We start from the raw sequence: 24,757 nt of genomic DNA on the forward strand, positions 1-24,757 counted from the left end.
ACACAAAACCTGTAGGAGCGAGCTTTTTGCTCGCCGGAACCGCCAAAAAAAGCCATGGCGGCTTGATATTCGGGCCAGCGCTTCGTTCTTTACAGATGAACGGGCGCCGCGGGCCAGGCAACAGCATTTTTCCGGGCGTGCCCATCAGCACACCGACAGAGCAAATGAGGAAAGCATGAGCAAGCAGATTCTGATTCTCCCAGGTGACGGTATTGGCCCGGAAATCATGGCCGAGGCGGTCAAGGTGCTGGAGTTGGCCAACGACAAGTACAGCCTGGGCTTCGAGCTGAGCCATGACGTGATCGGTGGTGCGGCCATCGACAAGCACGGCGTGCCGCTGGCCGACGAGACCCTGGACCGTGCGCGGGCAGCCGACGCGGTGCTGCTGGGCGCCGTGGGCGGCCCGAAATGGGACAAGATCGAGCGTGATATCCGTCCTGAGCGCGGCCTGCTGAAGATCCGCGCGCAGTTGGGCCTGTTCGGCAACCTGCGTCCGGCGATCCTCTACCCGCAACTGGCCGACGCTTCCAGCCTCAAGCCGGAAATCGTGTCGGGCCTGGACATCCTCATCGTTCGCGAGCTGACCGGCGGTATCTACTTCGGCGCGCCACGTGGCACCCGCGAGCTGGAAAACGGCGAGCGCCAGTCCTACGACACCCTGCCGTACAGCGAGAGTGAAATCCGCCGCATCGCCCGCGTCGGTTTCGACATGGCCCGTGTGCGCGGCAAGAAGCTCTGCTCGGTGGATAAGGCCAACGTCCTGGCGTCCAGCCAACTGTGGCGCGAAGTGGTCGAGCAGGTGGCCAAGGATTACCCGGATGTCGAACTGAGCCACATGTACGTCGACAACGCCGCCATGCAACTGGTGCGTGCGCCGAAGCAGTTCGACGTGATCGTCACCGACAACATGTTCGGCGACATCCTTTCCGACGAAGCGTCGATGCTCACCGGTTCCATCGGCATGCTGCCGTCGGCGTCGCTGGATGCCAACAACAAGGGCATGTACGAGCCATGCCACGGTTCGGCGCCGGACATCGCCGGGCAGGGCATCGCCAACCCGCTGGCGACCATTCTGTCGGTATCGATGATGTTGCGTTACAGCTTCAACCTGAACGACGCGGCGGATGCCATCGAACAGGCCGTGAGCCTGGTACTGGACCAGGGATTGCGCACCGGCGACATCTGGTCGGCCGGTTGCACCAAGGTGGGTACGCAGGAAATGGGCGATGCAGTAGTCGCCGCGCTGCGGAATCTGTAATCTTTCGGGCCCACCGCTCAGACGGTGGCCCACTTTTGTATAGGTGTAGTTGCGATGAAACGTGTAGGTCTGATCGGTTGGCGCGGTATGGTCGGTTCCGTGCTCATGCAGCGGATGCTGGAAGAGCAGGACTTCGATCTTATCGAGCCGGTGTTTTTCACCACTTCCAATGTCGGTGGCCAAGGCCCGTCCGTGGGCAAGGACATTGCTCCGCTCAAGGACGCTTACAGCATTGAAGAGCTGAAGACCCTCGACGTGATTCTGACCTGCCAGGGTGGCGACTACACCAGCGAAGTCTTCCCCAAGCTGCGCGAAGCCGGCTGGCAGGGTTACTGGATCGATGCCGCTTCCAGCCTGCGCATGCAGGATGACGCGGTGATCATCCTCGACCCGGTGAACCGCAAGGTCATCGACCAGCAGCTGGACTCCGGCACCAAGAACTACATCGGCGGCAACTGCACCGTCAGCCTGATGCTGATGGGCCTGGGCGGCCTGTTCGAAGCCGGTCTGGTGGAATGGATGAGCGCCATGACCTACCAGGCGGCCTCCGGTGCCGGCGCGCAGAACATGCGCGAACTGATCAAGCAGATGGGCGCGACCCACGCCGCCGTGGCGGATGACCTGGCCAACCCGGCCAGCGCCATCCTCGACATCGACCGCAAGGTCGCCGAAGCCATGCGCAGCGATGCCTACCCGACCGAGAACTTCGGCGTACCGCTGGCCGGCAGCCTGATCCCGTGGATCGACAAGGAACTGCCGAACGGCCAGAGCCGCGAAGAATGGAAGGCCCAGGCCGAGACCAACAAGATCCTCGGTCGCTTCAAGAGCCCGATCCCGGTCGACGGCATCTGCGTGCGCATCGGCGCCATGCGCTGCCACAGCCAGGCGCTGACCATCAAGCTGAACAAGGACGTGCCGATCGCCGATATCGAAGGGCTGATCAGCCAGCACAACCCTTGGGTCAAACTGGTACCGAACCAGCGCGACATCAGCATGCAGGAGCTGAGCCCGACCAAGGTCACCGGCACCCTGAACATCCCGGTGGGCCGTCTGCGCAAGCTGAACATGGGCTCGCAGTTCCTCGGCGCGTTCACCGTCGGCGACCAGCTGCTGTGGGGCGCCGCCGAGCCGCTGCGCCGCATGCTGCGGATCCTGCTCGAGCGTTGATCGCTTGAGATGTTGAAAGAGCCCGCGCCTTGCAAGAGGCGCGGGCTTTTTTATGTCGGAGCCGCTCCTGATTACTGGCTATGAGCATGTTTGCGAAAAGTCTGATGTGTCAGGTCTGATAAATTGCCTCGCCCCCAAGCGCCGGGTAAAGTGCCGCTCCCCCCGTTTCGCCAGAGGTAGCACCATGAACCAGTCCTTCGATATCGCCGTGATCGGTGCCACCGGTACTGTCGGCGAAACCCTCGTCCAGATTCTCGAAGAACGCGATTTCCCGATCGCCAACCTGCACTTGCTGGCCAGCAGCGAGTCGGCGGGGCACTCGGTGCCGTTTCGTGGAAAGAATGTGCGGGTGCGCGAGGTCGACGAGTTCGACTTCAGCAAGGTGCAGCTGGCGTTTTTCGCTGCCGGCCCGGCGGTGACCCTGAGCTTCGCCCCGCGGGCGACGGCGGCCAATTGCGCGGTGATCGACCTGTCGGGCGCATTGCCTTCGGCCCAGGCGCCGAATCTGGTGCCGGAAGCCAACGAGCGCGAGCTGGCAGGCCTGAAGAAGCCCGTTCAACTCAGCAGCCCCAGCGCCGCAGCCACCTCGCTGGCAGTGGTCCTGGCGCCGTTGCAGGCCCTGTTCGAGATCCAGCGGGTCAACCTGACCGCCAGCCTGGCGGTGTCCACCCAGGGCCGTGAAGCGGTAACCGAGCTGGCGCGGCAGACGGCCGAACTGCTCAATGCCCGCCCATTGGAACCGCGATTCTTCGACCGGCAGATGGCGTTCAACCTGTTGGCGCAGGTCGGCACGCCCGACGAGCAGGGTCACACCTTGTTGGAAAAACGTCTGGTCCGGGAGTTGCGCGAGGTACTGGCGCAGCCTTTATTAAAGATTTCTGTCACTTGCGTTCAAGCCCCGGTGTTTTTTGGCGATAGCTATAGCGTGACTCTGCAGTCAGCCACGGCAATCGACCTGGAAGCGGTCAATGCCGCGCTTGAAGCGGCTCCAGGCATCGAACTGGTGGAGGCGGGGGACTACCCGACCGCAGTGGGCGATGCAGTGGGACAGGATGTGGTCTACGTTGGTCGGGTGCGTGCGGGGATCGACGACCCGGCGGAACTTAATCTCTGGCTGACGTCAGATAACGTACGCAAAGGGGCCGCCCTTAACGCGGTGCAGCTGGCTGAGTTGTTGATAAAAGACCTTCTGTAAAAGATACTTGGCAACAATTTGCAGAATGATTCTAGCTGGGCGCTATGCTTGGCTGGTTGCTGGAGGTGAGCTGCCGTCGCGCTCTTCCAAGGCATGCAGACATAATCGCGCGAAACGGCCCTTCAGGCCGCACGCAATGCCTTACGGCAGCGCTACAACACCTTCTCGCTGGCCGAGGAATGTTCAAACAAAGGATGAGGCTATGGTTCAAGTTCGCAAACTGGTGTTAGCAATAGCGGCCGCATCGGCGCTGTCCTCCGGTATGGCGCAGGCGCTTGGGCTCGGGGAGCTGACCCTGAAGTCGACTCTGAACCAGCCACTGGTTGCAGAAATCGAGTTGCTGGACGTCAAGGATCTCACCGCCGCCGAGGTGGTGCCGAGCCTGGCCTCGCCTGAAGATTTCGCCAAGGCGGGCGTCGATCGCCAGGCCTTTCTCAATGACCTGAGCTTTACCCCTGTGCTCAATGCCAGCGGCAAGAGTGTGCTGCGGGTCACTTCGAGCCAGCCGCTCTCCGAGCCGATGGTCAAGTTCCTGGTGCAGGTGATGTGGCCCAATGGTCGCCTGCTGCGCGACTACAGCGTGCTGCTCGATCCTTCCAAGTTTTCCCCGCAAACCGCTGAAGCGGCCGCGCAATCCGCGGCGCCGGCTCCAGCGGTTGCCGCGCCGGTCACCGGCGCCGGCAAGCCTACCCAATACACCACCTCGGCCCGCGACACCCTCTGGGAAATCGCAGCCAAGGCCCGCAATGGCGGTTCGGTCCAGCAAACCATGCTGGCCATCCAGGCGCTGAATCCAGATGCCTTTATCGATGGCAACATCAACCGGCTGAAAACCGGGCAGGTATTGCGCCTGCCCGATGCCGTGCAGAGCACCAGCCTGCCGCAGCCGCAAGCGATCGCCGAGGTTGCCGCGCAGAATACGGCCTGGCGTCAGGGGCGTCGCCTGGCACCACGCGGAGCTCAGCAGCAACTGGACGGTACCCGGCGTGCCGGTGCGGACAAGGTACCTGCGCAAGGCGCGGTCAAGGATAGTCTGAGCCTGGTGTCTGCCGAGTCGGGCAAGGCGCGGGGCAAGGGTGCGGCTGGCGACAGCCAGGCGCTGAGCAACAAGCTGGCGGTGACTCAGGAAAGCCTCGATGCGGCCCGGCGTGACAACGCCGAGCTGAAAAGCCGCATGACGGACCTGCAGAGCCAACTGGACAAGCTGCAACGCCTGATCGAATTGAAGAACGACCAGTTGGCCAAGTTGCAGGCGGAAGGGGCGGGTGCCGTGGCGCCAGCACAACCGACCGCGGCCATGCCGGCGCAACTGGCCGAGCAGCCGGCGACCCCGGCGGCGCCAGTGACCGATCCTGCGGCAGCTCCGGGCGAGACCCCGGCTGAAGCGGCACCGGCCCAGGCGCAAACGCCGGCGTCCGATGAAGACAAATTCAACGACCTGCTAACCAACCCGATCCTCCTGGGTCTGGCGGGTGGCGGGGCGATCTTGGTGCTGTTGCTGCTGCTGTTGCTGGCTCGTCGCCGCAAGGCTCAGCTGGAAGCGGAAAAACATCTGCGCATGGCTCGTGCCCTGTCCGAAGAGGCTGAGCTGTCCAAGGATCTGGATCTGCCGGAAAGCAGCTTCGAAGGCCTTGAAGTTCCACCGCCGAGCGTCAAGCTCGCTCCAGCTCCAGCTCCAGCTCCAGCTCCAGCTCCAGTCGTGGCGCCTGTGGTGGCCGCGGCACCGGTGGCTGCCGCAGTCGAGCATCCGGCCGATGTGCTGGATCAGGCCCAGTCCCATATCAATGGCGGTCGCCTGAACCAGGCGGCGGCGATTTTGGAGGAAGCCGTCAAGCTGGAGCCGCAGCGTAGCGAGTTGCGCTTGAAACTGATGGAAGTCTACGGTCATCAGGGCGATCGCAGCGCCTTTGTGGCTGAGGAGCGTCAGTTGGTGGCCAATGGCAAGAACCACGCTGAAGTCGAGCAGCTGAAAAGCCGTTTCCCGGCGATGGCCGCGGTGGCGGCTGCGGGTCTCGGCGCGGCAGCTGCGGCGGCGGCGCTGGATGCTCAATACGTCAAGGAACTGCTGCTCGATGAGCCACAGGAGCCTACGCCGGCACCGGCTGTCGACGACCTGGATACCGATTTCGATCTGAGCCTGGACGATCTGGAGGCGGCCTCTCCGGCGTCGCTGGCGGCTCCGGCTGCTCCTGCTCAAGTTGAGCCCGAGCTGGACGAATTCCCGCTGGATGACGACCTGAGTTTCGAGTCGGTGTTGCAGCAGCAAACCGAAGCCAAGGAAAGCCTGGACGACCTGTCGGATTTCGACCTGGATCTGGGAGAGGATCTGCCTGCCGCTGCGCAAGCCGATGAGGATTTCCTTCTCAGCCTGGATGACGACCTGAAGGATCTGCCGGCTGTCGAGGTGCCTACGGTGACCGAAGCTGCGCTCGACGATCTTGAACTGCCTGCGGACTTCGACTTGTCCCTGGCGGACGAGATGGATGCGCAGCCCGCTGCCAAGGATGCTTTCGCGTCCGAGCTGGACGATGTCAACGCCGAGCTGGATCGCTTGTCGCAAAGCCTCGAACAGCCGGCGCTGGCCGAGCCGACCTTTACCGCGGAAGACGCTGCGGGCAGTGCCGACGAAGGGGATTTCGATTTCCTTTCCGGCGCCGACGAAGTGGCGACCAAGCTCGATCTGGCCCAGGCCTACATCGACATGGGCGATAACGATGGCGCGCGGGATATTCTCGGCGAAGTCATCAGCGAAGGTAATGACGGTCAGAAAAGCGAAGCCAAGGAAATGCTCGCGCGTCTGGTCTGAGTCTGCGCTAGCAGCAAAAAAACGGCAGCCATCGAGGCTGCCGTTTTTGCTTCCGGGCCAATGGCAGGGCTTGTACGGTTAGGCCAGCAGGTCTTCGTAGAAGGCACCGAACGGCCGGGTAGGGTGGGCGATCTGGATTTCCAGGATCCACAGGCCGACGTTGGGGCACGCCTCGAAGTTGCCCAGGTCGCCCGCTCGATAGATGGCGTGGGGGAAGTCGCTGACCCGATGCCCCTTGATCTCCAGGTTCAGCACCCAGCCCATGGCGCTCGCCTGTTCTTCGGCATAGCGATACAGGGCGGGACCGGCCACCTTGTGCTCGCTCCAGTGATCGCGGACCCGTTCGAACAGGGTTTGGGCTGCCGCGGCGCAGGCGTGCATCTCGGGATCGTTGCCGGTGACGAAGGTGGCGCCGCAATCGCCTTCGTGGCGGTCCCAGACCACCCCCAGGTCGATAAAGAAGATGTCGTTGTCACCCAGTGCCGGATCGCCTTCGGAGCGTTGCTTGAAGGTCTTCAGGGTGTTTTCGCCAAAGCGCACCAGCGCCGGATGCCAGATCCTGTCCATGCCCAGCTCTGCAAGCACCTCCAGCCCCGATGCGCGAGCCTGGGATTCGAGCATGCCTGGCTGGATGCGTGCGGCTATCTGCGTGATGGCTTCCCAGGTCTTGTGCTTGGCGTGGAGCATGCCTTGCAGGCTGTAGGCAAGGCCCACGGCCTCCTTGTTGATGGCGGTCATTGGTCAGGTCCCGGTCGAGTGGATTCATGCTTGTCGCTATATATTGACCTATATAGCGTTTGTCCTGGTTTTCACGCAATCCTGTTTACGCTCGCCGGCGCATATCAGCAAACCTCAACTAAAAGCGGGCCGTGCATGGCGTCTGCTTGCGCGCGCCTTATAATGGCCACCTTTGCGCATATCAGCAGGCTGTAAGTTCTTGGCAAATATAGATAACGCGGCCGCCGAAATGGCGGCCGCAGGCTTTTTCAGAATCGCGTTGGGTGTCGAATACAAGGGCTCGCGTTATCGCGGCTGGCAGCGTCAGGCTTCCGGTGTCCCAAGTGTCCAGGAAACCCTCGAAAAGGCGCTGTCCCGAGTGGCGGACTCGCCGGTGCTGCTGTCTTGCGCCGGGCGTACCGACGCCGGCGTGCACGCCTGCGGGCAGGTGGTGCACTTCGATACCCAGGCCGAGCGTTCGATGAAGGCGTGGGTGATGGGGGCCAATATCAACCTGCCCCACGACATCAGCGTGAGCTGGGCCAAGGTCATGCCGGCGCATTTTCATGCGCGGTTCAAGGCGATTGCCCGCCGCTATCGCTACGTGATCTACAACGACCAGATCCGTCCGGCGCACCTGAACGAGGAGATCACCTGGAATCATCGTCCGCTGGATGTCGAGCGGATGGCCGAGGCGGCCCAGCATCTGGTGGGTACCCATGATTTCAGCGCATTCCGCGCCGGACAGTGCCAGGCCAAGTCGCCGATCAAGGAGATTCACCATCTGCGGGTCACCCAGCACGGCAAGATGATTGTCCTGGATATCCGCGCCAGCGCGTTCCTGCATCACATGGTGCGCAATATCGCCGGGGTGTTGATGACCATCGGCGCGGGCGAGCGTCCGGTCGAATGGGCCAGGGAAGTGCTGGAGAGCAGGATTCGCCGCACAGGCGGGGTGACGGCGCATCCTTTCGGGCTGTATCTGGTACAGGTCGAGTATCACGATGAGTTCGAGTTGCCCGAGCGATACATCGGGCCACATTTCCTTACCGGCTTCTCGGAACTTGACGGCTGACGCCCGGAAAAGCATTTGCTACCATCCGGGACTTTCCCCGGATTTGCCCTGAGGTTTAAACGACATGTCAGCCGTTCGCAGCAAAATTTGTGGGATTACCCGCATTGAGGATGCGTTGGCGGCGGTCGAGGCCGGGGCCGATGCCATCGGGCTGGTGTTCTACGCCAAGAGCCCGCGGGCGGTGAACGTCCAGCAGGCGCGAGCGATCATTGCCGCGTTGCCGCCGTTCGTGACCACCGTGGGCCTGTTCGTCAATGCCAGCCGCTGTGAGCTGGGCGAGATCCTCGACGCGGTGCCGCTGGACCTGCTGCAGTTTCACGGCGATGAAACACCGGCGGACTGCGAGGGCTATCACCGGCCCTACATCAAGGCGTTGCGAGTCAAGGCCGGCGACGATATTGCCGGCGGTTGCGCGGTTTATGCGCGGGCCAGCGGCATCCTGCTCGATACCTATGTCGAGGGCGTGCCGGGTGGAACCGGCGAAGCCTTCGATTGGTCACTAGTACCGCAAGGCTTGAGCAAGCCGATCATCCTTGCCGGTGGCTTGACTGCCGAGAATGTCGGCCAGGCGATAGCACAGGTTCGCCCGTACGCGGTGGATGTCAGCGGTGGGGTGGAGCAGAGCAAGGGCATCAAGGATCACGCAAAGATTCGCGCATTTATGCAGGCCGTTCGCGGCAGCTGTTAGTCGATGTGACGGCTGGCAGTCTGCCGCCGTCCATAACACCACTGTACAAAACAGGCCGGCACCGTCGCTGGGCGGGCCGAAATCGAAGTGGCAACCGCTCTATCCGGGGGTTGCCGGGATGGCTGAGGAGCCGTTCGGTACAGGCAGGTCAAGCTCGCGCTGACCGCGGTAGCGAACAGATCATCGCCGCACACATGAATTTAGCTCAAGGGCATACGCGGGGCCGCGAACCAGAGCGTTCGGGCCGCCGGTACTGGAGAAAGAAAGCATGAGCAACTGGTTAGTAGACAAACTGATCCCTTCGATCATGCGTTCCGAGGTGAAGAAAAGCTCGGTGCCTGAAGGTCTGTGGCACAAGTGCCCATCCTGCGAGGCGGTGCTGTATCGTCCAGAGCTGGAAAAGACCCTGGACGTTTGCCCCAAGTGCAACCATCACATGCGTATCGGCGCTCGCGCCCGTATCGACATTTTCCTCGACGCTGAAGGCCGTGCCGAACTGGGCGCCGACCTGGAGCCGGTAGACCGTCTGAAATTCCGCGACGGCAAGAAGTACAAGGATCGCCTGACCGCGGCCCAGAAGCAGACCGGTGAAAAGGACGCGCTGATTTCCATGAGCGGTACCCTGCTGGGTATGCCGGTGGTGGTGTCGGCGTTCGAGTTCTCCTTCATGGGCGGCTCCATGGGCGCCATCGTTGGCGAGCGTTTTGTGCGTGCCGCCAACTACGCGCTGGAAAAACGTTGCCCTATGATCTGCTTCTCCGCTTCCGGCGGTGCGCGGATGCAGGAGGCGCTGATCTCCCTGATGCAAATGGCCAAGACTTCCGCGGTGCTGGCGCGCCTGCGTGAAGAAGGGCTGCCATTCATTTCCGTGTTGACCGACCCGGTCTACGGTGGCGTTTCCGCCAGTCTGGCGATGCTGGGTGACGTGATTGTCGCTGAACCCAAGGCCCTGGTCGGTTTTGCCGGTCCTCGCGTGATCGAGCAGACCGTGCGTGAAAAACTGCCGGAAGGTTTCCAGCGCAGCGAGTTCCTGCTGGAGCATGGCGCCATCGATATGATCATCCCGCGCCAGGAGCTGCGTCCGCGCCTGGGCAACCTGCTGGCCCAGCTGATGGGGCTGCCGACGCCTGAATTCGTGGCTGCACCTGTCGAGGCGATCGTGGTGCCACCGGTGCCTGCAAACATATGACCGAACGTACCCTTGGCGACTGGCTTGCCTACCTTGAGCAGTTGCATCCGTCAGCCATCGACATGGGGCTGGAGCGCTCGCAAGAAGTAGCGTCCCGCATGGGATTGGGCAGGTTGGCGCCTCGGGTTATCACGGTGACCGGTACCAACGGCAAGGGTTCTACCTGCGCGTTCGTGGCCTCCTTGCTGCGAGCCCAGGGGCTGAAGATCGGGGTCTACAATTCTCCCCATCTGCTGCGCTACAACGAGCGCGTGCAGATCGATGGCGTCGAAGCCAGCGATGCCGAGCTGTGCGAGGCCTTTGTCGCGGTCGAAGCCGGGCGCGGTGAAATTTCCCTGACCTATTTCGAGATGGGCACTTTGGCGGCCTTCTGGCTGTTCCAGCGTGCCGGTCTCGATGCGGTGGTGCTGGAAGTCGGCCTGGGCGGGCGCCTCGATGCGGTCAACCTGGTGGATGCTGATCTGGCGCTGGTCACCAGTATCGGCGTCGACCATGCCGATTACCTGGGCGACACCCGTGAATCCGTGGCCTTCGAGAAGGCCGGCATTTTCCGCCAGGGTGCGCCTGCGCTCTGCGGTGACCTGAATCCTCCTCAACCCCTGCTGGATAAGGCGCGTGAGTTGAACTGCCCGTTCTTCCTGCGGGGTCGTGATTTCGACCTGGGAATTACTGAGGTGAACTGGCAGTGGCGCGGTCTCGATGCGCGGGGCAATGCCGTCGAGCTGCGCGACTTGCCGCTGCTCGATCTGCCCATGGAGAACGCCGCGCTGGCCTTGCAGGCCTATTTGCTGCTGGGGCTGCCTTGGCAGGCCGAGCGCATCGCCGAAGCCTTGCGGCAGACGCGAGTGGTCGGGCGCCTGGATCGCCGTCAGTTCGAATGGCAGGGCAAGCGCCTGAACCTGCTGTTGGATGTCGGGCACAACCCCCATGCCGCGGAGTATCTGGCCGAGCGCCTGATACGCCGACCAGTGGCGGGCAAGCGCCTGGCGGTATTCGGCCTGTTGGCGGACAAGGATCTGGAGGGTGTGGTTGCTCGTCTGGATGCCTGTGTCGAGCATTGGGCGGTGGCGCCACTGGATTCTGCTCGAGCGCGTCCCGTTGCGGACTTGCAGGCGGCACTGGAGAACCTTGGGGCTTCGGTAACGTCTTATGAGAGTGTGGCTGCTGCGCTGGAAGGGCAGTGCGCGCAGGCTACGGCCGAAGACGAGATTCTGCTGTTCGGATCTTTTTATTGTGTTGCCGAGGCGCTCGAGTGGCTCGCCCGGCGCTCCACGGAGGAAGCTGCACATGGCTATGCTGGATAACGTCTACAAGCAGCGAATGGTTGGGGCCCTGGTTCTGGTGGCGTTGGCGGTGATTTTCCTGCCGATGCTGTTTTCCCGTGAAGATGAGCAGCGGCATGTCAATGTCGAAGCGCCAGCAGTGCCTCAGGCACCTGCGGTAACCCAGGTGCAGGTCGAGCCGGTCGTGGTGCCCGATCCGCAGGAGCCGGTACCCACCGATGAAGAGGTGGCCAAGCAGGTCGCGCCTTCGATGCCGATTGCTCCAAGCGCCCCAGTTGCTCCAGCCCCGGCTCCGGTGTCGCCGCCAGTCGCCGCGAGCAAGCCAGTGGCTCCGCCGCCAGCACCAACGCCTAAACCGGCTCCGGCCCAGCCGATTGCCGCGGCACCGGCCAAGCCCGATGCGACTCCAAGCCGTGTCGATGCGAATGGCCTGTCGGTCAGTTGGTCGGTGCAACTGGCCAGCCTGTCCAGTCGGGAAAGTGCTGAAAACCTGCAGAAAACCCTGCGCAGCCAGGGTTACAACGCCTATATCCGTTCCGCCGATGGCAAAAATCGGGTGTTCGTCGGTCCGTTGATCGAGCGGGCCGAGGCGGACCGCCTGCGCGATTTGCTGAGCCGTCAGCAGAACCTCAAGGGCTTTGTCGTGCGCTTCCAGCCTGAGCGTGGTTAAGGCTATCACCTTGATTTGCAAAGCACAGTGAATCGCAGCTTACCGACGGCCATGCGCTCTGTTAAAATGCGCCGCCTTATCCGTCTGTAGGCTGCACTGTGCCATTTACCTGGGTTGACTGGGCGATCGTTGCAATCATCGCCATCTCCGCTTTGATCAGTTTGAGCCGCGGCTTCGTCAAAGAAGCGCTGTCGCTGCTTACCTGGATCGTCGCAGGAGTCGTTGCCTGGATGTTTGGTGGCTCTCTGTCCGAATACCTCAGCGGATACATCGAGACTCCCTCGGCTCGCGTGATCGCGGGCTGTGCCATCATGTTTGTCGCCACTTTAATCGTGGGCGCAATGATCAATTATCTTATCGGCGAATTGGTTCGCGTCACCGGGCTATCCGGGACCGATCGATTTCTGGGCATGGCCTTCGGCGCGACGCGTGGCGCGTTGCTGGTGGTCGTGGCAGTCGGGCTGTTGAGCCTGGGACCGGTACAACAGGATTCCTGGTGGCAGCAGTCGCGACTGGTGCCACAATTTCTATTGGTTGCAGACTGGTCAAAAAACCTCATATTGGGGTGGAGCAGTCAGTGGCTGGCCAGCGGTATCAGCGTACCCGCTGAAATACCGTTCAAGGAACAACTCTTACCGGCCAAAACGCCTCAGTAAGATGTGTTCAGTTCAGTTTCATTAAGTAGGGGTTGCGTCGCATGTGTGGCATCGTCGGTATCGTCGGTAAGTCGAACGTCAATCAGGCGCTGTATGACGCGCTAACCGTCCTCCAGCACCGCGGCCAGGACGCTGCCGGTATCGTGACCAGCCATGATGGCCGGTTATTCCTGCGCAAGGACAACGGCCTGGTCCGTGACGTTTTCCATCAACGGCACATGCAGCGCCTGGTCGGTCACATGGGTATTGGCCATGTGCGGTATCCGACCGCTGGCAGCTCGACTTCGGCCGAAGCTCAACCGTTTTACGTCAACTCGCCTTACGGCATCACCCTGGCACATAACGGTAACCTGACCAATGTTGAACAGCTGGCCAAGGAGATCTATGAATCTGACCTGCGCCACGTCAACACCAATTCCGATTCGGAAGTCCTGCTCAACGTCTTCGCTCACGAGCTGGCCCAGCGCGGCAAGCTGCAACCGACCGAAGAAGACGTGTTCGCCGCCGTGACTGACGTGCACAACCGTTGCGTTGGTGGTTATGCGGTAGTGGCCATGGTCACTGGTTATGGGATCGTTGGCTTCCGCGACCCTCATGGTATTCGCCCGATCGTGTTCGGTCAGCGTCATACCGACGAAGGCGTCGAGTACATGATCGCCTCCGAAAGCGTGTCCCTGGATGTGCTGGGCTTCACCCTGATCCGCGACCTGGCGCCGGGCGAAGCGGTCTACATCACTGAAGACGGCAAGCTGCATACCCGCCAGTGCGCGACCAATCCGAAACTGACTCCGTGCATCTTCGAACACGTCTACCTGGCGCGTCCGGACTCGATCATCGACGGTGTGTCGGTGTACAAGGCGCGTCTGCGCATGGGCGAGAAGCTGGCCGAGAAGATCCTGCGCGAGCGTCCGGATCACGATATCGACGTGGTCATCCCGATTCCGGATACCAGCCGTACCGCGGCGCTGGAGCTGGCGAACCACCTGGGCGTCAAGTTCCGCGAAGGCTTCGTGAAGAACCGCTACATCGGCCGGACCTTCATCATGCCGGGCCAGGCTGCACGGAAAAAATCCGTGCGCCAGAAACTCAATGCCATCGAGCTGGAGTTCCGCGGCAAGAACGTGATGCTGGTGGATGACTCGATCGTTCGCGGCACCACCTGCAAGCAGATCATCCAGATGGCCCGTGAAGCCGGTGCGAAGAATGTCTACTTCTGCTCCGCAGCGCCGGCCGTGCGTTTCCCGAACGTGTACGGCATCGACATGCCGAGCGCTCACGAACTGATCGCACACAATCGTTCGACTCAGGATGTGGCCGATCTGATCGGCGCCGACTGGTTGATCTATCAGGATCTGCCTGACCTGATCGAGGCGGTCGGTGGTGGCAAGATCAAGATCGAGAACTTCGACTGCGCGGTGTTCGATGGCAAATATGTCACTGGCGACGTCGACGAGGCCTACCTGAACAAGATCGAAAACGCCCGTAACGATGCCTCCAAGGCCAAGACCCAGGCGGTCAGTGCGATCATCGATCTGTACAACAACTGATTTAGAGCATTAAAGACATAAGGAGTAGGCGGCATGAGTCAGGATTGGGATGCCGGTCGGCTGGACAGCGACCTTGATGGCGTAGCTTTCGATACCCTGGCCGTGCGCGCCGGCCAACACCGTACCCCGGAAGGGGAGCACGGTGATCCGATGTTCTTCACCTCCAGCTACGTGTTCCGCACGGCCGCCGATGCGGCCGCGCGGTTCGCTGGCGAGGTGCCGGGCAATGTCTATTCCCGTTACACCAACCCGACCGTGCGGGCGTTCGAAGAGCGCATCGCCGCCCTGGAAGGCGCCGAGCAGGCCGTGGCCACGGCCACCGGCATGGCGGCCATTCTCTCGGTGGTCATGAGTTTGTGCAGTGCGGGCGATCATGTATTGGTTTCGCGCAGTGTGTTTGGCTCGACCATCAGCCTGTTCGAAAAGTATTTCAAACGCTTCGGTATCGAGGTCGACTACGTGCCCCTGGCGGACCTGTCCGGCTGGGATGCGGCAATCAAGGCCAATACCAAGTTGCTGTTCGTTGAATCGCCGTCCAACCCGCTCGCCGAGCTGGTGGATATCGCTGCGCTGTCCGAAGTGGCTCACGCCAAGGGCGCGATGCTGGTGGTCGACAACTGTTTCTGCACGCCGGCGCTGCAGCAGCCGCTGAAGCTGGGTGCGGATGTGGTGGTGCACTCGGCGACCAAGTTCATCGACGGCCAGGGTCGTTGCATGGGCGGTGTGGTGGCTGGTCGCAGCGAACAAATGAAAGAAGTGGTGGGTTTCCTGCGTACCGCGGGGCCGACCCTGAGTCCGTTCAACGCCTGGATCTTCCTCAAGGGCCTCGAGACCCTCAACCTGCGTATGCGCGCCCATTGTGCCAATGCCCAGGCCCTGGCCGAATGGCTGGAGCAGCAGGACGGCATCGAGAAGGTGCACTACGCCGGTCTGCCAAGCCATCCGCAATACGAACTGGCCAAGCGTCAGCAGCGTGGTTTCGGTGCGGTGGTGAGTTTCGAGGTCAAGGGCGGCAAGGAAGGGGCCTGGCGTTTTATCGATGCCACTCGCCTGATCTCCATTACCGCCAACCTGGGTGACAGCAAGACCACCATCACTCACCCGAGCACCACCTCTCACGGCCGTCTGGCACCGCAAGAGCGTGAAGCGGCGGGCATCCGTGACAGCCTGATTCGTATCGCTGTCGGTCTTGAGGATGTGGTGGACCTGCAAGCCGACCTGGCGCGCGGCTTGGCAGCCTTGTGATCGAGTTGTCCGAACAGCAGAGCATTGCCAACGGCCGCGTCGCGCTGGTGACCGGCGCGGCACGGGGTATCGGTCTGGGCATCGCTGCCTGGCTGATCAGCGAAGGCTGGCAGGTGGTGCTGACCGATCTGGACCGCGTACGCGGCTCCCAGGTGGCCAAGGTCCTGGGTGATAGTGCCTGGTTCATCGGCATGGATGTGGCGGATGAAGCGCAGGTCGCTCTGGGTGTCGCCGAAGTGCTGGGGCAGTTCGGGCGCCTCGATGCGTTGGTGTGCAACGCGGCGGTCGCCGATCCGCGCAACATCACCCTGGAAAGCCTCGACCTGGCTTACTGGAATCGGGTGCTGGCGGTGAACCTCAGTGGTCCGATGCTCCTGGCCAAGCACTGTGCGCCGTATCTGCGCGCCCACGGCGGAGCCATCGTCAACCTGGCGTCTACCCGTGCCCGGCAATCGGAACCCGACACTGAAGCCTATGCGGCGAGCAAGGGCGGTCTGCTGGCCTTGACCCATGCGCTGGCCATGAGTTTGGGGCCGGAGATTCGGGTCAATGCGGTCAGCCCCGGCTGGATCGACGCCCGGGATCCGGCGGCGCGTCGGGCCGAACCTTTGAGCGATGCCGATCATGCCCAACATCCAGCGGGCAGGGTAGGGACGGTCGAAGATGTGGCGGCGATGGTGGCATGGCTGTTGTCGAAGAACTCCGGTTTTGTCACTGGCCAGGAGTTCGTGGTCGACGGCGGCATGAGCAAAAAAATGATTTATCGCGATTGATGGCATGTGAAGGGCGCAGCGAGCGCGGCTTGAGGTCGCCGGTGTTGTTGATCCCTTCCGCAGGCTTTGTCGTGATTTTGTCTTTTTCAGAAAAACTTCAAGCAGGGTATTGACTTAGCATCGGTATCTGCGTAAATTTCGCGGCCTCAACGAAGCAAAGGGTGATTAGCTCAGCCGGGAGAGCATCTGCCTTACAAGCAGAGGGTCGGCGGTTCGATCCCGTCATCACCCACCACTTCTTGAGTGTCTTTCGAAAGAAAGGCGGAGGCTTCCAAGGAAGCATCCAACCGACGCGCAGCGGTAGTTCAGTCGGTTAGAATACCGGCCTGTCACGCCGGGGGTCGCGGGTTCGAGTCCCGTCCGCTGCGCCATATTTTCCAAGTCAGGTGTTCCTGATTTGAGATTGAAAAGCCTCGAAGCTTTCCAGTCAGACGATTTAAACGGTTCACATGGACGCAAGTCCAAGCGATACGCAGCGGTAGTTCAGTCGGTTAGAATACCGGCCTGTCACGCCGGGGGTCGCGGGTTCGAGTCCCGTCCGCTGCGCCATATCTACTTGAGGGAATACTGAACGCCCTCAGGTGACGAAGAAGCCACAGGCTCTTCGGATCGATAGCAAAGACCCTGGTCGAAAGACTGGGGTTTTTTGTTTTCGGAATCCGGCTTTTTTCGATGTCGCTCAGGCTGTCGATATTTCCCCTCTGCAACGCCCCAAAAAAAACCGCCTTATGGGCGGTTTTTTATTTGGAGAGGGGCGGGGTTATCAGAACCCCAGCTTGTCCCGCAGGCTGTAATACCAGGCACCCATTGCAGTGAATGGGGTGCGCAACAGCTGGCCGCCAGGAAAGGGGTAGTGCGGCAGCTCGGCAAAGGCGTCAAAACGCTCTGCCTGGCCGCGCAGGGCCTCTGCCAGTACCTTGCCCGCCAGATGGGTGTAGGTGACGCCATGGCCGCTGCAGCCCTGGGAGTAGTAGATGTTGTCGCCCAGGCGTCCGACTTGCGGCAGGCGCGATAGGGTCAGCAGGAAGTTGCCGGTCCAGGCGTAGTCGATCTTCACATCCTTGAGTTGCGGGAAGGCCTTGAGCATCTTCGGTCGGATGATTGCTTCGATATTCGCCGGGTCCCGAGCGCCGTACACCACGCCGCCGCCGAAGATGAGGCGCTTGTCGGCGGAAAGGCGGTAGTAATCCAGCAGGTAGTTGCAGTCCTCGACGCAGTAGTCCTGGGGGAGAAGACTATTTGCCAGCTCATCGCTCAAGGGTTCGGTAGTGATGACCTGGGTGCCGCACGGCATCGATTTGGCGGCCAGCTCCGGCACGAGGTTGCCCAGGTAGGCGTTGCCCGCGACTATGACGAACTTGGCCCTGACTTTGCCTTGTGGAGTGTGTATCACCGGATTGGCGCCGCGTTCGATGCGCACCGCGGGGGATTGCTCGTAGATAACGCCGCCCAGCGACTCTACGGCTGCCGCTTCACCCAGCGCGAGGTTGAGTGGGTGGATGTGTCCACCGCTCATGTCGAGCATGCCGCCCTGATACAGGTCACAGGCGACGACTTCGCGAATACGACGCTGATCCAGCAATTCCAGCTGGGTGTGGCCGTAGCGCTCCCACAGGCGCTTCTGCGACTCCAGATGGCCCATCTGCTTGCTGGTAATGGCGGCGAACACTCCGCCGTCCTTCAAGTCGCACTGGATTTGATACTTGGCGACCCGCTCACGAATGATCCTGCCGCCTTCGAAGGCCATCTGGCCAAGCAACTGAGCCTGCTTGGGATCGACACTACGTTCAATCACGTCAATGTCGCGGCTATAGCTGTTGACGATCTGCCCACCATTACGCCCGGAAGCGCCGAAGCCAACCCTGGCTGCTTCCAGGACGGTGACTTTAAAACCGTTCTCAAGCAGGAACAGGGCGCTGGACAGGCCGGTGTAGCCGGCACCGATCACGCAGACATCGGTTTCCACATCAGCTTGCAGTGATGGGCGGGCTGGAGCGGCGTTGGCTGACGCGGCGTAATACGACTGTGGGTAGGGAGTGTTCGCCATCCTGCAACCTCTGTTTAATATTCTTGACGATTGCGTCGATCCTACCTGAGTTGAAAAACGCCTACCAGCCATCGAAAAATCTTCTTGCTGAGCCCGAAAAATAAAAATTCGCATATTCAGAGGGTTAGCTGCAAAAAAGGTGTTGACACCCCTCCGGAATTCCGTAGAATGCCGCCTCACAGCAGGCACGTAGCTCAGTTGGTTAGAGCACCACCTTGACATGGTGGGGGTCGTTGGTTCGAGTCCAATCGCGCCTACCAAACAAAATCCGCTCTGCTGGGCGGTCTAGAAGGGCTCACCGAAAGGTGGGCCCTTTTTTGTTGTCTGCGGTTTTCAAAGCCTTTGCAAAACTTTTGCAAAACCCCCACTCAAAAGGCCAAATCGGCACCCACCTCCAGGTACACGATCTCTTTTTCGGTGTGCCCCTCCTGATAGTGTTTCGTCATCTTCTCGTCGGCATGCCCCATCAGGGCTTGAATATATTCCTGTGGGAATTTCTGCTGTTCGTACAGCCATGCGCCCAAGGCGCGAATCTCATGAAAAGCAGGGCGCTCACCAGTGGGAATGTGGTCATACGCATGCGCAGCATCCCTGTTACTGCTGGCCACCAAGGCCAAGTGCGTCGGCGTAGAGACTGCTGCTCTTAAGAGAAAAACCTAATACTTTAGGAATCGTCCTACATCCTAAAATTATTCTGACTGTTAGAACCTTCCTTCTGATATTTACGAGGGAATGGAGTGTGTTTAGATTGTTGGGTTGGGTGTTACTGTGTTCACCGCTATTTACATTCGTGCATGCCGCGCCTGGTAGCAATTACTTCAATATCCCTGACTGGTCGGGTGACCAGGAATCATGCCCTTCACCACGAGATATCAAGGGCGAGATGGGGGTTTTTAGCGCGCCAGCTAAGAGTGAGGGCGCTGAGTGGGTAGGTGTGTTGGTTGATGGCGCCATGGAAGCTGTTACCAACTTTGAGAAAAGCTATTTTGTATTGACTCACCAAGGTGTCGATAAAGTTGGTTTTATAAATAACTGTATCTATGTGACCTCTGGTGGTAGGTATTTGAAGATGCACCTTGATCTCGGCGGTAATTACAAACAGGTCATGTGGATTGGAAATTCGTTATCATGGAAAGAGTCTCGGGACTTTTCCTCATCAACGATCCTGGAGTGCACTGATACCTATAGAGATGCGTGCAGTTTTTACTTGAGATAAATATCTCTGTTTGCGTGGATAGGCTTTGCCGTTCTTCGAGTCGCCGACATGCTTCCTCCCTCCAGGCTATGCCGTTGTCTTTTTGGCATCCTTAATGCTTATGCATTTCGTGACATTTTTGTGACATTTTTAAGTCAATTGCGGTCTGTATGTATGTTCCCTGTGCGATGCGGACAGGGTGTGGTCGGGTAGGGTGCAGGTATGAAGAGCAGAGCGACGGTTATTTGTGCACATGGAGGGCACATTCTTTTTGTTCGCAAGGATCGCTCCAAATGGTCTTTACCGGGTGGCAAGGTCGAGCCTGGGGAGTCTCTCGCTGCCGCCGCGATACGTGAGTTGCGGGAAGAGACAGGGTTGGATGCCAGCGAGCCTCTTTACATCCTGGAGTTCGAAGCTGGCAATGTGCGGCATCACGTGTTCGAGGTTGCCGTGGCCAATGCCGGGGATGCCCGTCCCTTGAATGAAATTGCGGCCATCGCTTGGCATGCCTATGGGGCTGCCAGCGAGCTGGATGCAACGGCCGCCACCAAGAGTATCGTGAGTTCGTTTTTACGCCGCCTGTAACCGAGGTGTTATCGATTCATGAAGAAGCCCGCCTTGCGCAGGCTTTTGTTTTTCTGGCCAGTGGGCGAAATGGCCTGCGAGCGGTTTTCTCACGGCCGAGAGCCAATTGTTTACCCTGTGAGTGGTACAGTCGCGTTTTCACGGCGAGGTAGCATGATGCGGGTGTTGATGGCGGTAATGGTCGCGGCGTTGCTGGCGGGATGTGCCGGTTCGGCGATGAATGAGGCGCGTTCGAAGAGCCCCTACAAGGTGCTCTCGTCGGCCAAGGCGGAGCAACTCGTGGCGCAGTGCGTGCAGTTTGCCTGGCAGGACGAAGCTGTGTTCGGTGTGGATGCGTCGGCCTATCTGGAGTCTGCCAAGGTGGGTGGATATACGGTCTACACCCGTTCGGCGGAGTCCTTTGCCGATATTCGGGGACAGGCTTCGGGTGCCACCGTCAATTATTACGCGACCCAGGACAACTGGGTTGCCAAGCGTAGACTGGCAGCGTTGGCGACTTGCCTGTAATTCCTTTCTGAATATTGTCCAGCAAACAGATCATGAGCCCGGCTTTTGCCGGGTTTATGTTTTCTTGGGGATGTCCATTGGTTGTCCTGAACGATTAGTTAGTGCAAAACTAGTTGGGTTTGTTCTTTTATTTGCTTGTGTAAGTTATTTGCCTTTCTCTCTGTAGGTTTGCGCTGTAATTGTTTTCTTGATATCCCGGCTTTGTTGAGGTGTGACAATTGGCTCGGCATTTTGTGTGCGGGAATCAGTAGACAAAACACTGGTTTGGACTAGTTTAAAAGCTCTCCTCAAGAAGGAGTTTTATTTAATCAAAGGAGTGAGAGTTCATGAATAAACCATTAGTTCAACCGAAACACGGCCGTGTCGTATCTCCATCCAGTCGTGGTGCTGTCGCCGTCGAGCTGGGGCTGCTGGGCACCTGGCAGGTCAATGAGATGGAAGGTGGCAAAAACTTCCCGGCCCTGGTGGGCGGACCTTTCCAGACACCTTACGAGAGTGACGTCGCCAGCGTTGTGCCACCTGCTGATGGGCATATCCTCAGCGGCGGCAAGACCGATGAGCGTGATTGCCTCAATTTCACTAATGAAGAAATGTCGAAGAAGCTTGGGCGTTCGTTCTCCTGGCCGTTGCTCAACGTCGATCCGGGGCAGGTGTTCCAGGTCAAGTGGGAGTACACCGCTCCTCATGTGACCCGTGGTTACAGCTGGTTCATCACCAAGGATGGCTGGGACCCGAAACAGCGCATCAGCCGCGCGCAACTGGAGCCGCAGGCTTTCTTCAAGGACTTCTACACACAAGTTCCGTATGACCAGCACGGCGATGAAATGAAGGCCAAGGTCGAGCATCAAGTAACCCTGCCCAAGAACAAGAGAGGCCATCACGTGATTGTTCTGGCGTGGATTGTCGCCAACACCGGCAATGCGTTCTATCAGGCGTTCGACGTCGACTTCAAATAACAATAGAAGTTGTCATTCTCTTTAAATGGTTCTGAAGGATTAGAACGTGAACAAGATCAACTTTGCATCGGTAAAGACCCAGGCTAATGATTCGGCATCGTTGATGCCGTCGATTGCTGGCAAGAAGATTCTCATGGGCTTCTGGCACAACTGGCCGGCAGGCCCCAGTGACGGCTACCAGCAGGGGCAGTTCGCCAACCTCGACCTAGTGAATGTACCCAAGGAATACAACGTGGTGGCGGTGGCCTTCATGAAGGGCAATGGCATTCCCACCTTCAAGCCCTACAACCTGTCGGACGAGGAGTTCCGACGCCAGGTTGGCGTGCTCAACAGCCAGGGGCGGGCGGTGTTGATTTCCCTTGGCGGTGCGGATGCTCATATCGAGTTGCACAAGGGCAACGAGCAAGCGCTGGCCAACGAAATCATTCGTCTGGTGGAAACCTATGGTTTCGACGGGCTGGACATCGACCTCGAGCAGAGCGCCATCGATTTTGCCGACAACAAGACCGTGCTGCCGGCGGCGCTCAAGCTGGTGAAGGATCACTACGCAGGCGAGGGCAAGCATTTCATCATCAGCATGGCGCCGGAGTTTCCCTACCTGATCACCGGCGGCAAGTATGTTGGTTACATCCAGGCGCTGGATGGCTACTACGATTTCATCGCGCCGCAGTATTACAACCAGGGCGGCGACGGTTTGTGGGTCCAGGAAGCCAACGGCGGGCAGGGTGCCTGGATTGCCCAGAACAACGACGCGCTGAAGGAAGACTTTCTGTTTTATCTGACTGAGAGCCTGGTCACCGGTACTCGTGGTTATATCGCCATCCCTGCCGACAAGTTCGTGATCGGTCTGCCGGCCAACGTCGACGCGGCGGCGACCGGGTATGTCATTGACCCCGCGGCGGTGAGCAATGCTTTCAAGCGTCTGGATCGTGCCGGATTGCCGATCAAGGGGCTGATGACCTGGTCGGTCAACTGGGATGATGGCCTCAACAAGTACGGCGTCCGTTACAACTGGGAGTTCCGTGATCGTTATGCACCGCTGATCCATGGCGGCAGTGGCGAGGAGCGACCTTCGGCGCCGGGCAGCCTGTTTTCTCCGGCGCAGACGGAAAACAGCGTGACCTTGAGCTGGAGTGCTGCCCACGGCGTTCGTCCGATCGAGTTCTACACCCTGTTCCGCGATGGCAAGCCGGTGGCCCAGACGGCCTCGCTGACTTTGAAGGACGAAGGGCTGAAAACCGATACGCTGTACAGCTACTTTGTCAGCGCCACGGATGCCCAGGGTAATCAGTCGCTGCCGAGTACCAGCCTGAGCATCAAGACCGCCGGCGGGGTACCTGACCCGCAATACCCGGAATGGCAGTTGAATCATCACTACCGAAAAGATGATGGTGTGACCTACCAGGGCAGTCTGTATCTGTGCTTCCAGGAGCACACCTCGAATGCCGGCTGGACTCCGGATGTCGCCTTTACCCTTTGGGCCAAGGTGGCGGTTCAGCGTCGTGCGTGAACGCGGGTAGAAGCAGTACAAAGGCGCCCCGATGACGGGCGCTTTTTTGTTGTGTGCCGGGCAAGGCAAAGCTGCGGGTTATGGGCTAATACTCACAGACCGTTTTTTTGTCATCCGTCAATGGAGAGTGGAGCGATGCTCATGCACTGGTTTCTTGCCGCCGTACACCTGTTGGCCTTTGCTGTCGCGTTTGCGGCGGTGCTCAATCGCGGTACGGCGTTGCGCCGCGTGGTCACCGAGGGGGCGGACGTGCGCCGGGCTCTGCTGGCCGACAACGGCTGGGGGTTGGCCGCCGCGGTGTTGTTGATCACCGGCTTGCTGCGCGCCTTCGCTGGCTACGAAAAAGGCACGGATTACTACCTGCACCAGCCGCTGTTTCACATCAAGATGACTCTGTTCGTCATCATCCTGTTGCTCGAAATATTGCCGATGGTGGCGTTGATCAAATGGCGAATCGCCCTGGGGCGTGGCGCCTCGATCGATACCGGCCGCGCCACGCTGTTTGCGCGCATCAGCCACCTGCAGGCGCTGCTGATTGTGCTGATGGTGGTAGCGGCCAGCGGCATGGCGCGTGGGGTCATGTTCAGCCAGTCATGAGTCGAGGAAAGAGCGACGAGTCGAGCGTTCTCGGGCTCGATGCGGGCTGTTGCGCGGCATCGAGCACGGCATTCTCTAGCAGAGTTGGCTGAAAGCCTTGCTGATGGTGGCCCGACTGGTTTTGAACTCGGCTTGCTGCACCGGAATGATGCCGAACTCGTCACTGACGATGGCCAGCGCGCGGTGCAGGTAGTCGACATTGGCCTGGGAGCGGAAGGTGAATATTCCGCGTTTGACTTCGTAGAGCCCCTCCGTCGAGCAGGCGGCAATGGTCCGCATCGCATTCAGGTCGTTGGTGATCAGAAGGTAAGCGAACTCTTGCATTGACCGCTCCTTGTTCGTAAAGCGTCTGCCGGTGGCAAGGGGGAGCCTCGGCAGGCTCGCGGAGGCGGTAGGTCCTGAAATTACTCCTCCTGCTCGTTGCCACGCTACTGAGTATTTATACAAACACGAGGGAAGGCCTTCTCCCGGCGAGTCGTATCGACGGATTGCCGGGATGGAGCGCTATCGGTGGCGGGCTTGGGTAATGCACTTTGCCGGGGCTGGCGGTGGCGGCCTTAACTGCGCCGCTACCATTTGAAGAGGGAGTGTACTGCGGGGGGAATCAATCAACGACGACGCTGCGCCAGCCATTGCGGTAAGACAAAGGGCTGGCCGCTCATGACGCTCAAGGTGTTTCGCGTTTGTCCGGGGCGGTGAGGCCGGCTTGGATCCGTTGGTAGATTTCTTCGCGATGGACTGCAACGTCTTTCGGGGCATTGATGCCAATCCGGACCTGCTGGCCGCTAACGCCCAGAATGGTGATCGTGATGTCGTCACCGATATTTATGCTTTCACCGACTTTGCGGGTGAGTATCAGCATGATCTTCTCCTTGATTGCTTTGTAGGGCACCTGATTCAGACAGTGCAGATGTCGGTAGTAGTGCGTATAGATTACTGCGAAGTACCACTGTGTGGGTGCCTCTTTCTGACGCGTAGACGCGGTATTAATTCCCGAGGTGCAACTATACAGAGGCGATAAATATCATTCTCCTTGTTTTGCGCTGATTTTGTGGCGTTTGCGCAGGGGATTGGGGTGCTAAAATCGCCGC

24 protein-coding genes and 4 tRNA genes are annotated in these 24,757 nt (G+C 59.9%); 23 read left to right on the forward strand and 5 right to left on the reverse strand.

The features are described from left to right. Nucleotides 1-175 precede the first annotated feature (175 nt). The 4 genes from leuB (at nt 176) to C4K38_RS10190 (ending at nt 6,426) form a co-directional block, all read left to right on the forward strand. Nucleotides 176-1,258: a 3-isopropylmalate dehydrogenase gene (gene leuB, locus C4K38_RS10175; protein WP_025804174.1), complete on the forward strand. Its 1,083-nt coding sequence runs from the start codon at nt 176-178 to the stop codon at nt 1,256-1,258. A gap of 54 nt (nt 1,259-1,312) precedes the next feature. Beyond that, nucleotides 1,313-2,425, forward strand: a complete 1,113-nt coding sequence (asd, locus tag C4K38_RS10180; protein ID WP_007921989.1) for an aspartate-semialdehyde dehydrogenase — start codon at nt 1,313-1,315, stop codon at nt 2,423-2,425. A gap of 184 nt (nt 2,426-2,609) precedes the next feature. Next, entirely contained in the window at nt 2,610-3,620 is a 1,011-nt protein-coding gene (locus C4K38_RS10185; RefSeq protein ID WP_053278192.1) for an aspartate-semialdehyde dehydrogenase, read from the forward strand. Nucleotides 3,621-3,822: 202 nt separating this feature from the next. Further along, nucleotides 3,823-6,426 (forward strand): motility hub landmark protein FimV, encoded by a 2,604-nt coding sequence (locus C4K38_RS10190; protein WP_053278193.1) that lies wholly within the window; start codon nt 3,823-3,825, stop codon nt 6,424-6,426. 78 nt (nt 6,427-6,504) lie between these two features. Here the strand turns inward: C4K38_RS10190 and C4K38_RS10195 are convergent, their stop codons facing one another. Next, nucleotides 6,505-7,164 carry a M24 family metallopeptidase gene (locus C4K38_RS10195; protein ID WP_053278194.1) on the reverse strand — a complete coding sequence of 220 codons (660 nt, stop codon included), beginning with the start codon at nt 7,162-7,164 and terminating at the stop codon, nt 6,505-6,507. Nucleotides 7,165-7,393: 229 nt separating this feature from the next. Here C4K38_RS10195 and truA point away from each other — a divergent pair, with 229 nt between their 5' ends. The 12 genes from truA to C4K38_RS10255 all read left to right on the forward strand — a co-directional run bounded on the left by truA (nt 7,394) and on the right by C4K38_RS10255 (nt 16,818). Next, on the forward strand, nt 7,394-8,218 hold the full coding sequence (gene truA / locus C4K38_RS10200) for a tRNA pseudouridine(38-40) synthase TruA (RefSeq protein ID WP_053278195.1): 825 nt from the start codon (nt 7,394-7,396) through the stop codon (nt 8,216-8,218). Nucleotides 8,219-8,282: 64 nt separating this feature from the next. After that, on the forward strand, nt 8,283-8,906 hold the full coding sequence (locus tag C4K38_RS10205; RefSeq protein WP_053278196.1) for a phosphoribosylanthranilate isomerase: 624 nt from the start codon (nt 8,283-8,285) through the stop codon (nt 8,904-8,906). Between the two features lie 268 nt (nt 8,907-9,174). Further along, nucleotides 9,175-10,095 carry an acetyl-CoA carboxylase, carboxyltransferase subunit beta gene (gene accD, locus C4K38_RS10210; RefSeq protein ID WP_025804169.1) on the forward strand — a complete coding sequence of 307 codons (921 nt, stop codon included), beginning with the start codon at nt 9,175-9,177 and terminating at the stop codon, nt 10,093-10,095. Further along, nucleotides 10,092-11,399, forward strand: coding sequence for a bifunctional tetrahydrofolate synthase/dihydrofolate synthase (gene folC, locus C4K38_RS10215; protein WP_053278197.1), 1,308 nt, complete (start codon nt 10,092-10,094; stop codon nt 11,397-11,399). The genes accD and folC overlap by 4 nt, the downstream gene beginning before the upstream one ends. Further along, nucleotides 11,383-12,048, forward strand: a complete 666-nt coding sequence (locus C4K38_RS10220) for an SPOR domain-containing protein (RefSeq protein ID WP_053278198.1) — start codon at nt 11,383-11,385, stop codon at nt 12,046-12,048. The genes folC and C4K38_RS10220 overlap by 17 nt, the downstream gene beginning before the upstream one ends. A 98-nt stretch (nt 12,049-12,146) precedes the next feature. Continuing rightward, the gene (locus C4K38_RS10225; RefSeq protein WP_053278199.1) at nt 12,147-12,704 is read left to right on the forward strand and encodes a CvpA family protein; all 558 of its coding nucleotides are present in this window, start codon (nt 12,147-12,149) and stop codon (nt 12,702-12,704) included. 41 nt (nt 12,705-12,745) lie between these two features. Further along, nucleotides 12,746-14,251: an amidophosphoribosyltransferase gene (gene purF / locus C4K38_RS10230; RefSeq protein WP_007921973.1), complete on the forward strand. Its 1,506-nt coding sequence runs from the start codon at nt 12,746-12,748 to the stop codon at nt 14,249-14,251. A 33-nt stretch (nt 14,252-14,284) separates the two neighbouring features. Further along, the gene (locus C4K38_RS10235) at nt 14,285-15,496 is read left to right on the forward strand and encodes an O-succinylhomoserine sulfhydrylase (RefSeq protein WP_009048109.1); all 1,212 of its coding nucleotides are present in this window, start codon (nt 14,285-14,287) and stop codon (nt 15,494-15,496) included. A 5-nt stretch (nt 15,497-15,501) separates the two neighbouring features. After that, nucleotides 15,502-16,269, forward strand: coding sequence for an SDR family oxidoreductase (locus C4K38_RS10240; protein WP_219733791.1), 768 nt, complete (start codon nt 15,502-15,504; stop codon nt 16,267-16,269). A 159-nt stretch (nt 16,270-16,428) separates the two neighbouring features. Beyond that, nucleotides 16,429-16,504: transfer RNA gene (locus C4K38_RS10245), tRNA-Val, on the forward strand. Nucleotides 16,505-16,563: 59 nt separating this feature from the next. Beyond that, a tRNA-Asp gene (locus C4K38_RS10250) sits at nt 16,564-16,640 on the forward strand. A 101-nt stretch (nt 16,641-16,741) separates the two neighbouring features. Further along, a tRNA-Asp gene (locus tag C4K38_RS10255) sits at nt 16,742-16,818 on the forward strand. 214 nt (nt 16,819-17,032) lie between these two features. Here C4K38_RS10255 and C4K38_RS10260 read toward each other — a convergent pair. Then, entirely contained in the window at nt 17,033-18,316 is a 1,284-nt protein-coding gene (locus C4K38_RS10260; protein WP_053278200.1) for an NAD(P)/FAD-dependent oxidoreductase, read from the reverse strand. A 183-nt stretch (nt 18,317-18,499) separates the two neighbouring features. Here C4K38_RS10260 and C4K38_RS10265 point away from each other — a divergent pair. Then, nucleotides 18,500-18,576 (forward strand) — tRNA-Val (locus C4K38_RS10265). Between the two features lie 108 nt (nt 18,577-18,684). Here C4K38_RS10265 and C4K38_RS10270 read toward each other — a convergent pair. Continuing rightward, complete coding sequence (locus C4K38_RS10270) at nt 18,685-18,924, reverse strand: tyrosine-type recombinase/integrase (RefSeq protein WP_231998623.1); 240 nt, start codon at nt 18,922-18,924, stop codon at nt 18,685-18,687. Between the two features lie 131 nt (nt 18,925-19,055). Here C4K38_RS10270 and C4K38_RS10275 point away from each other — a divergent pair, with 131 nt between their 5' ends. The 6 genes from C4K38_RS10275 (at nt 19,056) to C4K38_RS10300 (ending at nt 23,666) form a co-directional block, all read left to right on the forward strand. Then, nucleotides 19,056-19,532 (forward strand): DUF3757 domain-containing protein, encoded by a 477-nt coding sequence (locus C4K38_RS10275; protein WP_170181103.1) that lies wholly within the window; start codon nt 19,056-19,058, stop codon nt 19,530-19,532. A gap of 201 nt (nt 19,533-19,733) precedes the next feature. Further along, on the forward strand, nt 19,734-20,096 hold the full coding sequence (locus C4K38_RS10280; protein ID WP_025804162.1) for an NUDIX hydrolase: 363 nt from the start codon (nt 19,734-19,736) through the stop codon (nt 20,094-20,096). 156 nt (nt 20,097-20,252) lie between these two features. Then, nucleotides 20,253-20,603: a hypothetical protein gene (locus tag C4K38_RS10285; protein ID WP_053278346.1), complete on the forward strand. Its 351-nt coding sequence runs from the start codon at nt 20,253-20,255 to the stop codon at nt 20,601-20,603. 326 nt (nt 20,604-20,929) lie between these two features. Further along, complete coding sequence (locus C4K38_RS10290) at nt 20,930-21,559, forward strand: lytic polysaccharide monooxygenase auxiliary activity family 9 protein (protein WP_053278203.1); 630 nt, start codon at nt 20,930-20,932, stop codon at nt 21,557-21,559. Nucleotides 21,560-21,605: 46 nt separating this feature from the next. Next, the gene (locus C4K38_RS10295) at nt 21,606-23,069 is read left to right on the forward strand and encodes a carbohydrate-binding protein (protein ID WP_053278204.1); all 1,464 of its coding nucleotides are present in this window, start codon (nt 21,606-21,608) and stop codon (nt 23,067-23,069) included. Between the two features lie 135 nt (nt 23,070-23,204). Next, nucleotides 23,205-23,666: a DUF2214 family protein gene (locus C4K38_RS10300; RefSeq protein ID WP_053278205.1), complete on the forward strand. Its 462-nt coding sequence runs from the start codon at nt 23,205-23,207 to the stop codon at nt 23,664-23,666. A gap of 75 nt (nt 23,667-23,741) precedes the next feature. On the opposite strand, the gene C4K38_RS10305 is transcribed toward C4K38_RS10300, so the two are convergent. Together C4K38_RS10305 and csrA are read right to left on the reverse strand one after the other, a co-directional pair. Next, nucleotides 23,742-23,990 (reverse strand): hypothetical protein, encoded by a 249-nt coding sequence (locus C4K38_RS10305; protein WP_053278206.1) that lies wholly within the window; start codon nt 23,988-23,990, stop codon nt 23,742-23,744. Between the two features lie 343 nt (nt 23,991-24,333). Further along, a complete protein-coding gene (csrA, locus tag C4K38_RS10310; RefSeq protein WP_007920550.1) occupies nt 24,334-24,528 on the reverse strand; it encodes a carbon storage regulator CsrA in 195 nt (64 codons plus the stop codon). Nucleotides 24,529-24,757: the final 229 nt, after the last annotated feature.

It is taken from the genome of Pseudomonas chlororaphis subsp. piscium, assembly GCF_003850345.1.
GTDB classification, from domain to species: Bacteria; Pseudomonadota; Gammaproteobacteria; order Pseudomonadales; family Pseudomonadaceae; genus Aquipseudomonas; species Aquipseudomonas piscium.

Excerpts from the sequence above, each read along its gene's own strand:
- leuB (WP_025804174.1), top strand. The coding sequence starts at position 176 with ATGAGCAAGCAGATTCTGATTCTCCCAGGTGACGGTATTGGCCCGGAA.
- asd (WP_007921989.1), top strand. The coding sequence starts at position 1,313 with ATGAAACGTGTAGGTCTGATCGGTTGGCGCGGTATGGTCGGTTCCGTG.
- C4K38_RS10185 (WP_053278192.1), top strand. The coding sequence starts at position 2,610 with ATGAACCAGTCCTTCGATATCGCCGTGATCGGTGCCACCGGTACTGTC.
- C4K38_RS10190 (WP_053278193.1), top strand. The coding sequence starts at position 3,823 with ATGGTTCAAGTTCGCAAACTGGTGTTAGCAATAGCGGCCGCATCGGCG.
- C4K38_RS10195 (WP_053278194.1), bottom strand. The coding sequence starts at position 7,164 with ATGACCGCCATCAACAAGGAGGCCGTGGGCCTTGCCTACAGCCTGCAA.
- truA (WP_053278195.1), top strand. The coding sequence starts at position 7,394 with ATGGCGGCCGCAGGCTTTTTCAGAATCGCGTTGGGTGTCGAATACAAG.
- C4K38_RS10205 (WP_053278196.1), top strand. The coding sequence starts at position 8,283 with ATGTCAGCCGTTCGCAGCAAAATTTGTGGGATTACCCGCATTGAGGAT.
- accD (WP_025804169.1), top strand. The coding sequence starts at position 9,175 with ATGAGCAACTGGTTAGTAGACAAACTGATCCCTTCGATCATGCGTTCC.
- folC (WP_053278197.1), top strand. The coding sequence starts at position 10,092 with ATGACCGAACGTACCCTTGGCGACTGGCTTGCCTACCTTGAGCAGTTG.
- C4K38_RS10220 (WP_053278198.1), top strand. The coding sequence starts at position 11,383 with ATGGCTATGCTGGATAACGTCTACAAGCAGCGAATGGTTGGGGCCCTG.
- purF (WP_007921973.1), top strand. The coding sequence starts at position 12,746 with ATGTGTGGCATCGTCGGTATCGTCGGTAAGTCGAACGTCAATCAGGCG.
- C4K38_RS10235 (WP_009048109.1), top strand. The coding sequence starts at position 14,285 with ATGAGTCAGGATTGGGATGCCGGTCGGCTGGACAGCGACCTTGATGGC.
- C4K38_RS10260 (WP_053278200.1), bottom strand. The coding sequence starts at position 18,316 with ATGGCGAACACTCCCTACCCACAGTCGTATTACGCCGCGTCAGCCAAC.
- C4K38_RS10280 (WP_025804162.1), top strand. The coding sequence starts at position 19,734 with ATGAAGAGCAGAGCGACGGTTATTTGTGCACATGGAGGGCACATTCTT.
- C4K38_RS10285 (WP_053278346.1), top strand. The coding sequence starts at position 20,253 with ATGCGGGTGTTGATGGCGGTAATGGTCGCGGCGTTGCTGGCGGGATGT.
- C4K38_RS10290 (WP_053278203.1), top strand. The coding sequence starts at position 20,930 with ATGAATAAACCATTAGTTCAACCGAAACACGGCCGTGTCGTATCTCCA.
- C4K38_RS10300 (WP_053278205.1), top strand. The coding sequence starts at position 23,205 with ATGCTCATGCACTGGTTTCTTGCCGCCGTACACCTGTTGGCCTTTGCT.
- C4K38_RS10305 (WP_053278206.1), bottom strand. The coding sequence starts at position 23,990 with ATGCAAGAGTTCGCTTACCTTCTGATCACCAACGACCTGAATGCGATG.
- csrA (WP_007920550.1), bottom strand. The coding sequence starts at position 24,528 with ATGCTGATACTCACCCGCAAAGTCGGTGAAAGCATAAATATCGGTGAC.